We start from the raw sequence: 12,931 nt of genomic DNA, 5'->3' as shown, positions 1-12,931 counted from the left end.
TTAGTCTAGCAGACCTAATCCTAAAAAATTAGTACAAACTTCCTATTTATTAATAGGCTTAAACTTGTCAGTCGTTATATTCAACAAAACACAACGAACTTGCCAACTTTTTCTAACCTATATGCTCAACTCTACCATTCTTTGGCTAAGCTTAGCCACTCCTGCTCCGACAGATACAATTCCCAATCCCGATACCCTACGTTCGCGAGAACTAACCGAAGTGGTTGTATCGGCGTCGCGGGTATCCGAATCAATTCTACGATCGCCCGTTAGTATTGAAGTTCTGGATGCCCGACGCATCCGGCTATCGGCTCAACCGTCTTACTTCGATGCGATTGAAAATATCAAAGGGGTTCACCTGCTCACGTCCAGCCTAGGTTTTAAGGTGTATAACACTCGTGGATTTGCCACAACAACCAACGTTCGCTTTGTCCAGCTTGTTGATGGCCGAGACAATCAGGCCCCACACATAGGCGCTCCTATTGCCAGCGCATTGGCCCCTTCCGATCTGGATATTCAACAAGTTGAGCTGGTGCCGGGGGTTGCCTCTGCTCTTTATGGCATGAACGCCTTGAACGGTCTTGTCAATATTCTGACCCGAAACCCCTTCGATTCGGAGGGCTTGAGCGTCGGCCAGAAAACAGGCGTCAATCATGTGAGCGATGCCGCTACATCGGCCCAAATGTATTCAGAAACCAGTCTGCGATATGCCCGTCGGTTGGGACAGCGGTTTGCGTTTAAGGTAAATCTGGTTTATCAGCGTGGTTACGACTGGATAGCGGACAATCGAGACGACCTGAACCCCAATGGCAATGCCTCGCTCAACTTGTTTGGGGCCGATAATCCCGCTTACGATCCCGTTAATGGCTACGGCAACGAATCGGCCAACCGACGTACGCTCACCCTGGGCGGCAAACGCTATAGCATTGGTCGGACGGGCTACTACGAGAAAGAAGCTACTGATTATGGTCTAAAAAATTTGCGCGGTGACCTGTCTCTCCACTATCGTTTCTCGCCAACGGTCGAATTAGCCTATACGTACCAGGGCGCTACATTAAACAACGTTTATCAGCGAACAAACCGCTTTCGTTTAGAAAACTATCGACTCGACCAGCACAGTTTGACTTTGACTACTCCTTCGATACAAGTCCGGGCGTATCGAAGCAGCGAAAACACAGGGGATTCTTATAACATTCGGTCGATGGCCGAAAACATCGATAAGTCATTCAAAACTGACAATCAGTGGTTTACCGACTTTACAAATCAATTCAATAAGGATACACAAGCTGGTACCGCTGTTCCCGACGCGCTCCGGGACGCCCGAGCCGTAGCTGATCAGGGAAGACCCGTACCGGGAACGTCTACTTTTAACGATTTGGTTGCCAAGCTGCGCGACATTAACAACTGGGACATTGGTGCGGCTTTGCGGGTGCAGTCGTGGATGTACCACGTGGAAGGGCAGGTTGAACCGACGCGGGTTCTCTGGAAGCGGTTTCGGGAACAGACCGGCTTAACGATTCAGGCTGGGTTCGATTTTCGGCGATATATTGTCTTCCCCGATGGTAACTATTTTATCAATCCTACCGAGAGCGGCAAAAATCTGGTTTATGGCAAAACAGGCGGCTTTGTGCAGCTAAGTCGCACATTTCTCGATAATAAACTGAAAGTAGCCGGGGCGCTTCGGATCGACAAAAACTACTATTTCGATGCCCGACTCAACCCTCGATTGTCGGTCGTGTATTCGCCAACCGAAAATAATAACATCCGGGTTTCTTACCAGAATGGCTACCGATTTCCCTCTTTATTCGAGGGTTTCACCAACATCAACTCGGGGGGTGTGAAGCGCGTTGGGGGCTTACCAATCATGTCGCATGGGATTTACGAAAACGCTTACCTGGTCACGTCCATCAACGCGTTTCAGGCAGCCATTACGACCGATGTCAACACCAACAAATTGACTACCGATCAGGCAATTCAGAAGAATAAAGGACTACTCAAACAAAGCCCCTACACCTACCTGAAACCTGAGCAGGTTAATAGCTTTGAAGTGGGTTATAAGGGCCTGTTTTTCAAACAGCGCCTTTTTGTTGATGTCGACGCTTATTACATGGCCTATAAAAACTTCATCGCTCAGGTAAACGCCAACGTAGCCAAAGGCTCTAATCCCGATTCGTTGGCCTATTATTTTTCATCATCGACTACCCAGGATCGCTATCGGTTATGGACTAATTCGCAAACCAAAGTGTTCAATTACGGGGCTAGTCTTGGTCTGCGCTATAGCGTAACCCAAAACTGGTCGGTGGGTGGCAATGCGTCTTTTGCTCAACTCGACCGGGCAGAAAATGGCGATGGATTGGAGAGTTCGTTTAATACCCCGCGCTGGATTACAAACCTGACTATTTCGAATGGCAATCTGTGGCAGGGCATTGGCTTTTCGGTGAACTACAAACACCAGGATGCCTTTTTGTGGCAGTCGGAGCTGGCTACGGGAACGGTATCCGCAATCAATACAGTAGATGCCCAGATCAGTTACCGACTCCCAAAACTAAATCTGCTCATAAAAGCGGGGGGGACCGACATTCTTAATCAGTACTATTATACATTCATTGGTAGCCCGTCTGTAGGGGGTCTTTATTACACAAATCTTGTGTGGGAGCCTAGATTTTAGGGAGATGTTGATTTCCCGTCAGGCGGTTCATCAGAACTAGTTGTCATCTAGGCAGCCGAAACCACCTTAAGGCATAACTTTTTAGGAGAAAGACCCCACTTAAAGTAAAAATCCCGACCAGCTAAGACTTGTCGGGATTTTTATATTTCCAGGTTTAACTAAGTAATCTATGGCGGTTTATTGCTATCTTGAAAGTCTGAACTAGTCACGCCCGATAAGTGATCAGCTTAGATTTTCACACCTTTGTTAGCTGAACATGAACATTTTACTATCAGGTGGGGCTGGCTTTATTGGGTCTCACCTGGCCAACCAGTTACTAACTACCCACTGTACGGTTCACGTACTGGATAATTTCTTCGATAACTATAATCCAGCGCACAAGTGGCGTAATATAGAAGCCAATTTAGTCAACTCTAATTACTACCTACATCAGGGTGATATTTGCCATAAAGAGACGTTAGAAAAACTGTTTCAGCAGTATACGTTTGATACCGTTGTGCACCTGGCTGCTTTGGCTGGCGTTCAGGCTTCGTTTCAACAACCAGCGACCTATACGGCGGTAAATGTCGAGGGAACGAGAAACTTATTGGAGGTTATGCGTACCAGTGGCGTCAGGAAACTGATCTACTGTTCATCCTCATCGGTCTATGGCGAAAGTTGTTCCTTACCACTTCAGGAAAACTGCCAGCCCCTCCTACCGATCTCCCCTTACGCACTCACAAAATATCAGGGAGAAAAGCTCTGTAAAGAATACCATGAGCAAGTTGACATTGAGGTAACCTGCCTACGCTTTTTTACAGTTTACGGTCCACGCCAACGCCCCGACATGGCCATATCCCAGTTTTTAAAGGCCCTACTCCAGCAGTGCCCATTAACTATTTACGGAGAAGGAAGTAGTCGCGATTATACCTACGTTGCTGATATTGTTCAGGGGAATTTGCCGGGCCATGCACCGGATGAAGGGATTTGAGATTTACAACATCGGCAGTGGAGTCCCCGTATCGACCCAGGAGTTGATCAATACACTCGAGATTGTGACGGGCCAACAGGCGACTATTATACGAGCACCTAGCCGAGTTGGCGACGTTAGACACACCTGGGCTGATTTGACGAAAGCCCAATGTGAGTTAGGATATCAACCCGCTGTCAGCCTTCGGGAAGGGATTGGCAAGATGGTCGACTCGCTCGCAAGACTGGTTTAACTAAAGTCGGCGATTCATGGTCAACAAGCGGTGTCATTAATAAACGAATCCGGTGGTTCGCGTAAAATATTTGGCTGTTGGCGGTATTTTTTGAATACGTTTTGCGGGCACACCACCGTAAAGCGTCCACTCATCAGTATGCGCTTTATTCAGCAATGCCTTTGCTCCAAGCACCGAATAAGCCGGTAGCACAGCGCCCCCTAATACGACTACATTCGTCCCCACGAACGTGTAATCGCCAATGTAAATAGGGACACTATCCTGCCGATTTTCAGCTACATCGATCGAATGGGTCAAGAACTGCGAGTTATACCCAGCGATGGTTGAAAAGCGGCCAATGTGGATTAAACTTGTACAGTCAAGATGATGATTTTTTGAAATAGCCGCCGATTCCCCCATTCTCAATTCGGCCTTGCGCTCCAATTGATGCCGAAAATGTAACGAATCTGTATTCATTGGAAAACCCGTAATCCAATTACTACGCCCAATGGTTGCGTTCTGGCCCATACTTATCTGTTCAAGATGAATAGCCACGGTAAAATGGTCAATCCGGGCGCCCTCTCCCATACTAAGTTTACGGGGGAATATCCAGGCCAGACCGATATAAGCACGCGGATGAATTTCATACCCGAACCACCGCATCAACGCAAGGCGTCGCAAAGGCCAGGGCAGCATACACGAAATTAGTTTCAAAAACATACGTACCGACAAAGAAGCACACGATTGGGGAACTGCATTCCTAGTTACTTCATACCGATAATGAACTTGTTTCAGAAACTCCAACAAGATTTACGGAGGCAGGTGTCACACTGTCAGGAGAAATGGATGGCCGTTTCAGTCCATGCAACTCGATATAGGTATTTACCATATGGATTGGTTCAAAGCGCTTCGTATTTTCGAATCCTCGCCGAATCAGGTCCTGACGAATATCTTTGTCTTGTAAAGCCAGAAAAGCATTCGCGAATTCCGCAGGTTTGGTTGGGTCAAGATGGAAAGCCGCACCACCACTAATTTCTGGCATAGGTTGATTATGGCTGGCAATGACAGGGGCCCCGCAAGCCTGCGCTTCAATGAGAGGCCATCCGAAGCCTTCCGAAAAAGAAGGGAAGATAAACGAATCGCAAGCGTTGTAAAGGGCAACGAGTGTAGCATGATCTGGTTCCTCAACCGACCAGATCCGATCCTGTAAACCCACTGAACGGGCATGACTCATTAATGATTCGTCAACGGCATTTCCAGCGAAACAAATGGTACCAGTCCATTGGCTGCCCAACGAATGCACCATATCAATCAGCATACGTCGGTTTTTACGCGGAAGCCACGAACCGACATGAAGAATAAACGGAACGCCTGGCTGAATACCTGCTTTGCTCAACAACGATTCTTTCTCTTCTGGTTGAATAACCTCAAACCGGGCGTTGAAACCAACATGAACAACTCGCCAGTCGACCCGGTTAGTTGTGTAACCAGCTGTCACTTCGTTTAATTGATCAAACGTTTGTTGCGAATCACAGGCAATCCGTTTAGCTCTACTCAGATTAGTCAATATCCACTTCTGCAAAAGCTTCCCCAAACCTGACGTCGGCCAGTAAGCATCAGCGCAGCCCAACGCTCCTCGAATCGCGATGACGTCATGACAAGTTATAACCGTCTTATCGATTGGTAGATGGGCTAGATAGGGGGCATTAGAATGATCGCATATATGAAAACGAACCTCTTTGCGCGATAGGCGAATCCCCACTTGGCGCCATCGTAATAGCCATGGAAAAACCAGCCATTTATCCAGATAACCCACCCATTTTCCCAAACCCGACGTTGAAGACTTAAACCAGGCCGCTAGCAGGACTTTAGGGCGCCAGACTTCCGTCTCTATTCCAGCATCCCGAAAAGCCGCAGATAGCATCTGTGCAAAGCGATCCATGCTCTCCTGCCGATCGAGCGGGTAATTACTAATCAGGATAACCTTCATGACGAATATTTTTTCGTTGACAAGAAATTTCAAGCGACACAACTAACGATTACCTATATACGTATTGCAAAACCCCATGATTAGGCAAACCTTTATCTTATCATACCCTCTTTTCTAATCATTACCATAACTCCCAGGTTACTGGTAAAAATATCACCCGTATCATAAGCCAGTCTTATGCCTGCTTTCAAGCCAGTTGGTCTACCCAAAGCAATATTATTAACCTCCAGGCTCGTATAAAGCTGATTGTAGTTCTTATCGATCATTGGCCACTCATGATATTTATTGGCCGTAACGAGTAACACAAGGGGGATTTTTTGAGCTGCTAAAGCATACAAACCCATATGCACTGTTTGTACTGCATTATTATTTACAGGTCTGTTCCGGCTAAACCAGTCATTTCCGTTACGCACAGTTGCTGGAATGTCGGCCGTTCTCGTAAAAATCGGCGTACCAATAACCGACGACTTATTCACCCAGCCGTCAGGATATTGTGCGTTGAAAAAGTAATCATCCCCACCATATATTGGATCATTTCCACTACGATTCAGGCTCGTTAAGAACTCGAAGGTTAGTTGTTTAAGTTGAAACCCGCGCCCACTAGTTGTACTTAAATTCTTCCATCGGATTCCCCAAAGTCCATCCGGGAAATTTTGAAACTTTAGTCCAGATCCATCCTCATAAAGATGTTGATAATAAGCATAAATATTGGACTGACGTACTTGAATATCCATAGCAAAATCAATGGAACCCAGATGATTACCAACTTGATTCAGCGTATCGATAGTCGTAAACTGATCGTCTCCGCCCGGCCGTCCAATTGGCCAGACAACTGCTTTATAAGCTTTCCATGAACTGGCAAGATGGCCATTTTGGGTCAATGTACCACCGGGAAAATAGTGCATATAAGCTGGTAAAACAGGCAAATATCCTCCCCACTGAACGAAATGATTGATACCGCCATAGAGCCGAAACTTCCAGTTAGGCTTGCCTATACGCAGAAATACAGATTTGGCATGCAGCATAACCTGTTGCATTGAATCTGAATTAGCAAACCAGCCGTGACTAAAAAACGCATTGACTGCCAGAACGTCTTTGGTAAATTTTAAAGGAGCAAAATCTCTAGTTCCTAACCGTATTTGGGTGATTGGCAAAGCATTACCTGACCAGGCAACAGAACCAGAAGTCAACAAGGTATCAGTAAGTCCATTAATCTCTTTTCGGCGACCAATATATAATTCACCATGACCAAGTCGAATAGACGCATAAGCTTCGGGCAAAACCAGTCTAGAATTTTGGTTCAAATTACCAACCAGCTCTATTCCTGCTTTGAAATAAGGCTTTCTGGCTTGGCTGGCGTCCCCCAAAAGTGCAGTGAGTCCAACACTACCGATTCCGGTTGGGGAATCCCACGGAATAGTGCCAAATTGATTTGATCGTAGCCAAAATGGTGTATTACCATTAGTAGAAGCTAAGCCGACTATCTCTGCTCGATATAAAACTCCCCTACGCGTTACTGTATCGTAGATAGGTCGATTATGAAATTGACCAAATGAGGGAACACGGGTAAAAAATAGAAAAAAACTACTCAATGCGAAGCCAACTATGATGGAGTAGTTTTTCATTAATAGTATGCAATAAAAGCCAGCCCAAAACAAGCATAATCAGACTAACAAGACAGTATTGTCAAATTAGGTAAAGTGTTTTCTTAACGATTTTATATATAAATACTCTAATTAATCACAGACAATCAGAATTAAAGTAGTCTATCAGAAAATAGGCCACCTGATTGAATAAACTTAATGATTAGTAAGAAGTCTAGGAAGAGTTTCCAATACAACTCATTACTTAAAAAATACCTCGACTTTCACATTTAATAAAAGGGCGATTTTGGAAAATCTTAGAATAATTTACTTCAACCACCTTAAACTTAAGTAACAACTTTTTTTATCTAAAAAATATATAAACTAATATTAGATAAAAAAATATGGAAAATTGAGCAAACAAAAAATTAAAATTGATTCAAATGCGATACCCGTTCATGTAATTCATAAGCCATTTCATTGCAATTGTGTAAAAAAAGTAATAATTATTGATCTAAAAAAATTAACAAAACAGCATAATCATAGCATAGAGTACACGTAAGCTCTCTAAAATAATACTCAGTGACTTTTAGTAACCTCTGTGTCTAATATATTCTAATATAATCAAGGTATAAACAGTAGAGTAATTAATCTACCAATTCTCTTTTGCAGTACTTTTTCGCTACTCATTTAATTTGATACATCCAAAACAAATAGTTATATACATTATTGTCCAAGTATAGCTATTTCATTAAGATTATGTTGTTTATAAACTTTATTCATAACGATGTGATTAATAGTAGGATAAATCCTACGTTCAACTAAATAAGAGAAGCCAACGCAAATTATTATGTAAGCGCTAATTTGAATCGGCTTATTAGTAATTATATTGTCAAGATAATTGGCATTAGCAACTAAAAACCAATGAGAAATATAAAGAGCAAACGAAATAGGTGCAATACGGCCAAAAATACCAAATATCATATTAAATCCAACCCATCCAAATGATTTCCATAGCAGCGAAATAGGTATTATAAATAATACAAACAGGAAATGCCTTAGCTCTAGAATAGGACTCACCCCAAAACCGCTATCATGAAGAATAGCTGCCGTTTTAGTCCCGTTAAAATAAAAATTAATTGTCAAAATAATCGTAACACAAAGAATGCTTGCCAATGGCATTAACAGTGTTTTCAGAAATATATCTTTTCCTTGAAAATATAACAATCCAATATCTGCCCCAATCCACCAAATGGACAAATACATAAACACTCGACCAATAAATGTAGGATAAAAAAAGTAAGATATGGCCGCTAGAATACTGATGCTATAAGCATAGAGGCCTGACATCTTTCCAAACTTAGTATATAAATAAAAAAATATGAAATAAAACCACCATTCGTAAGATAGCGACCATAAAGGTAAATTACCTAAAAATGGACCAAATAATATACCCACCTTAACACCACCGTAATCTTGCAGCATTGCAATATTACCGACTAGCTCAGGCCAGCTTACCGAAACTTGTGTGTTTTCAGTTATAATTAATATGCCATAATTAGCCAAAAATATAAAAAAAAGTGGGATGTAAATTCGCAAAAAACGCTTTAAAAAAAAATGGCTAAATGAATAATTTCCTGCCCTTGCAAAGGAGTATTGCATAACAATACCACTTAGAATAAAAAATAAAATAACTGCTTCTTGGCCAAATCTAAATATATATGCAAAATTTATACCACTAATAATCAAAGTTTTTTTTACAATATGACCAATCGCTACATATGTTGCGGCAAATCCTCGTATAGCCTCTAGCTTTATAAGTTTGTCGGAATGGCTTCTCATTACAGTACAGTCGACAATCATTATGACAAAATATATAAAGTAAAGTCTACATTATTTAATAAAGCACTTGACATTAGAACAAGTTATGGGGTTATGTTTGGGAATAAGCTAGATTCGCCAAAGTATTGACTAATCAGTTTAAACAAAAAGTACTCAGCAAATCTTCACACAACAATCTATTAATTTAAATTAGGCCAAAGGAGTGTTAGCATGAGGTAAGCTTTCCGCCAACGGGAATCTTACCGGCTTAGAGCTAGAGTTCTGCAATTGTAGCAAATCATGCTCAAATTTCCCCAAAATTACTTCCTTGCTCAAGTGTAATTCAGCGTATCTACGCGCATTAAGTTTATAAGTCGACAAATCTGACTCTAAAGCAAGTTTAATTCCATGATAAAGAGCATCAACTGATTCTGGATCTATTAAAATACCCATCTGATGGCGGTGAATAATATCATGCAGGTTAGTACCAGGAACAGCTGATACTAAAGCACAGCCACCAGCAGATAAAATGCTAATTAATTTTGAAGGCAAGACCAAATCAGATACTGACTTTTTTTGAAGCACTAAATGGATATCGGCCGTTGCCAGAATCGCGGGCAACTTTTCATAAGGTTGAAGTGAATGAAACAGTACATTCGTTAAACCATATTGCTGTGCCATAATCTCTAAATGCAGTTTGTAACTGCCAGACCCACAAATTAAGAACTTAACTTGCTTATTATCGGAGAATGATTTTGCAGCTTTAATAATTAGCTCTAAACCTTGCTTTTCTCCTAAACTACCAGAATATAAAATTACTTTATCAGTATCATACAGGCCTAATTCAGCACGTAATGATTGAGTACGTGGTAAGGGTTTAACATGTTGTTCATCAACCCAGTTTGGAAACAGCTTACAACTAGATTGTATTATTTTTTTATCAGCTGTTTTGCGAATCATTCCTTCACTTATAGTTGATACACTCATACATCGCTTTAAGATAAATTTTTCAATTCTAAAAAGAAAATATAGAAATTTTTTATTCTTGAGCATATCAAGCTCTTTGGCTACGTCAATCTGTAAGTCCTGAAGATGCATCCACAATGGAACATTTCGAAATAATGAATACAGAACAGGTAAAAAGCCGACATGAAAGGGAGGGGCAACACAAATTACAACATCATATTGTTTTGTAAAAAATAGGGGTAACCAATAATATAAACTACTAAGTATAAAGGAAAATTCATGTACTATTCGTTTTAACGCGGTAGCTTTTTCAGGAACATATAAAGGACATCGATTAACTGTAACACCATCAATAATTTCTGTAAACCACATCCTACCTTTATAACGCTCATGTACATCCCATTCCGGATAATATGGCATAGCAGTAATTACCTGAACAGTATGCCCTTTCTGTTTAAGCCAGGCACCCATTTCGCCAGTGTATTTACCTACGCCTGTAAGTTCAGGTGCATAATTAATGTCGTAAATTAAAATCTTCATAAAGGAAAAGTCAGTTGAGAGAATGGATAAAAAAATTAAGCAAACTATTCAACAAATAACTAATCATATCTTATAGTAATCTAAATATCTTTTGTGTAATAGTTTTAGAAAAAACTGTATTGTGTTACCGTGAGGATTTTTAAAATGCACTTAAGTAAAAAAAGATATACAAAATAATCACCTAAAGCAGATAGGAGCGATAATAATTATTTACCAAGAAATTATGCTTCAATAAAAATAAAACAATTGACAATATTTTTAGTTTATTAGGAATCATCGTTATAATAGTAAATTCAGCAAGTACAGCTAAAATATCCTTAAGAAAGAATGATGCCGCAGATATAATTAGCTTTAGAAATTATCCAACTTTTTAGATATATCTATTGCTTCAGATAAACTAGTGGAAAGCTAAAGAAAGGCAGTTTTTTAAGTTTAAGAGCTCTTTTCTCAATAAAGTGCCAGGATAATATAGACAATGGGAATGTGAGCAATACTCCTAAAATAAAGTTTTCAATTTGACTCATTGAGGGATAATAATAAATTAAAATTTGTTGCACTGGCCATGCCCAAATGTACATTCCATACGAATAATCACCATAATTATCAAAACTTAACAATTGGTTTTTCACAAACGCTAACACAATTATCAGATAAGCCAATGAAAATGTAAAAATTAAAGTCCTAAGGTATTTAACGAAAAATATATTAATTAGATCGCCAGAAGTAAATAATGAAACTATAAAACACAAAATCGATATAACAATAGCCCATGGAGTTAATTTTATAGTATATCTAAACCTATACAATAATATTCCTACAATAAAAAATACAACGTTGTGCAGTAACATGGACGTTTGATTTAAACCAATCGAAACCCATAAAATAAAGATATACGACAGAACAAATAATGCTTGTTTATATTTCTTCTCTCGAATTTGTCCAATAAAAGCAACAAAACAATAAAACATTATTTCTATTGGTAATGTCCAGATACTAGTATTAACGGAGCTACCAATAATATTATTTACAAATACTCCAGGCAAATAAAAATAGAGTTTAAGACAAAGGCAATTAAACAAATATTTATAAGTTTCGTAATTACCAAAGTATTCAGTCAATGGCAAAGTTGTCAAAAACGGCCCGATGATAAAAACTAGAATGACTATCATACCTATTAAAGCAGGAAATATTCTAATCACTCTAAAAAATAAGTACTTTAATAAACTGGAGGACCTATCATAACTCTGTTGAATCAAAAATCCACTTATTACAAAAAAAACATAGACAGATAATGTCCCTATACTAATATAATTATTAGAAAGAACTTTTAATGGCTCAATATCTTGATGGCCAGTAATATCAAAAGAGTGCGAATAAATAACAAATACAGCTGCGAAAAATCTTATTAGATCGAAATTATTATTTCTCGACAGATTATGATACCTCAGAGTGAGACTCATATAGTAAGCCATTTATAAGCTGAACTTATAAACTAAAACAGTTTATTAACGAGCAACTAAATTCATTTAAACAGTATAATCCCCAAATTCTGAAGCGAATTCAGATTTGATACAAATCTTTATATGCAGAAAGTGTATTCTATCTTATATAGTAAATAGTATTCACATATATATATCAATAATTCATAATTCTCGCCTTCACCGGTTTACATGGATGTCCATAACACACTGACCAGGTAGGCATATTGTTAGTAACAACTGAGCGTGCTCCTATTACACACCCTTCTCCTATACTAACACCTGGATGAACAAATGCTTCTGCGGCAATCCAGGCAAAATCACCCACTTCAATAGGTGTACATAGTAACGGGAAGCTAGGTGAAGTGTAATCATGAGTACCAGTGCATAAATGAGAACCTTGTGATACTACAGCTCTATAACCAATTATAATCTTAGCTTGTGAATATAAAATTGCCCCATCGCCTACAATACATTCGTCATTTAAAACAAGATTCCAAGGAGCCCAAATTTTAACGTCAGAATATACGCGCACACCACGCCCAACCTTAGCACCAAAACACCTTAAAATAAATGAGCGCCAACCGTGAAAAGTTCTGGGAGAAAATTTAAACAGAAATAAATAGAAGATATGCCATATAACTCTAGCCAATCGATTTTCAATTGAAAAAGATGGTCGTATATAGGCATCAGTGTTATACATA

Annotated in this window: 10 protein-coding genes; 3 read left to right on the top strand and 7 right to left on the bottom strand. The window is 40.0% G+C overall.

The window, feature by feature from the left end; genetic code table 11:
- Window positions 1–121 precede the first annotated feature (121 nt).
- The 3 genes from H3H32_RS03250 (at window position 122) to H3H32_RS03240 (ending at window position 3,870) form a co-directional block, all read left to right on the top strand.
- Window positions 122–2,668, top strand: coding sequence for a TonB-dependent receptor (locus tag H3H32_RS03250; protein WP_182461244.1), 2,547 nt, complete (start codon window positions 122–124; stop codon window positions 2,666–2,668).
- Between the two features lie 256 nt (window positions 2,669–2,924).
- The gene (locus H3H32_RS03245) at window positions 2,925–3,638 is read left to right on the top strand and encodes an NAD-dependent epimerase/dehydratase family protein (RefSeq protein ID WP_182461243.1); all 714 of its coding nucleotides are present in this window, start codon (window positions 2,925–2,927) and stop codon (window positions 3,636–3,638) included.
- The gene (locus H3H32_RS03240; RefSeq protein WP_182461242.1) at window positions 3,625–3,870 is read left to right on the top strand and encodes a Rossmann-fold NAD(P)-binding domain-containing protein; all 246 of its coding nucleotides are present in this window, start codon (window positions 3,625–3,627) and stop codon (window positions 3,868–3,870) included. The genes H3H32_RS03245 and H3H32_RS03240 overlap by 14 nt, the downstream gene beginning before the upstream one ends.
- Before the next feature lie 36 nt (window positions 3,871–3,906).
- On the opposite strand, the gene H3H32_RS03235 is transcribed toward H3H32_RS03240, so the two are convergent.
- From H3H32_RS03235 to H3H32_RS03205, 7 genes are all read right to left on the bottom strand, one after another.
- Window positions 3,907–4,545 carry an acyltransferase gene (locus tag H3H32_RS03235; protein ID WP_240543642.1) on the bottom strand — a complete coding sequence of 213 codons (639 nt, stop codon included), beginning with the start codon at window positions 4,543–4,545 and terminating at the stop codon, window positions 3,907–3,909.
- A gap of 73 nt (window positions 4,546–4,618) precedes the next feature.
- On the bottom strand, window positions 4,619–5,839 hold the full coding sequence (locus H3H32_RS03230; RefSeq protein WP_182461240.1) for a glycosyltransferase family 4 protein: 1,221 nt from the start codon (window positions 5,837–5,839) through the stop codon (window positions 4,619–4,621).
- Window positions 5,840–5,931: 92 nt separating this feature from the next.
- Complete coding sequence (locus H3H32_RS03225) at window positions 5,932–7,464, bottom strand: capsule assembly Wzi family protein (RefSeq protein ID WP_182461239.1); 1,533 nt, start codon at window positions 7,462–7,464, stop codon at window positions 5,932–5,934.
- A gap of 684 nt (window positions 7,465–8,148) precedes the next feature.
- Window positions 8,149–9,264, bottom strand: coding sequence for an acyltransferase family protein (locus tag H3H32_RS03220; RefSeq protein WP_182461238.1), 1,116 nt, complete (start codon window positions 9,262–9,264; stop codon window positions 8,149–8,151).
- Between the two features lie 189 nt (window positions 9,265–9,453).
- On the bottom strand, window positions 9,454–10,749 hold the full coding sequence (locus H3H32_RS03215) for a WcaI family glycosyltransferase (RefSeq protein ID WP_182461237.1): 1,296 nt from the start codon (window positions 10,747–10,749) through the stop codon (window positions 9,454–9,456).
- A 380-nt stretch (window positions 10,750–11,129) separates the two neighbouring features.
- Entirely contained in the window at window positions 11,130–12,209 is a 1,080-nt protein-coding gene (locus H3H32_RS03210) for an acyltransferase family protein (RefSeq protein ID WP_182461236.1), read from the bottom strand.
- A 175-nt stretch (window positions 12,210–12,384) separates the two neighbouring features.
- On the bottom strand, window positions 12,385–12,930 hold the full coding sequence (locus H3H32_RS03205; protein WP_182461235.1) for an LbetaH domain-containing protein: 546 nt from the start codon (window positions 12,928–12,930) through the stop codon (window positions 12,385–12,387).
- Between the last annotated feature and the right edge of the window lies 1 nt (window position 12,931).

This window comes from Spirosoma foliorum, assembly GCF_014117325.1.
Taxonomy (GTDB): Bacteria; Bacteroidota; Bacteroidia; order Cytophagales; family Spirosomataceae; genus Spirosoma; species Spirosoma foliorum.
Note: the sequence above shows the minus strand (reverse complement) of the source record. Positions and strands in the feature narration are given on the sequence as shown.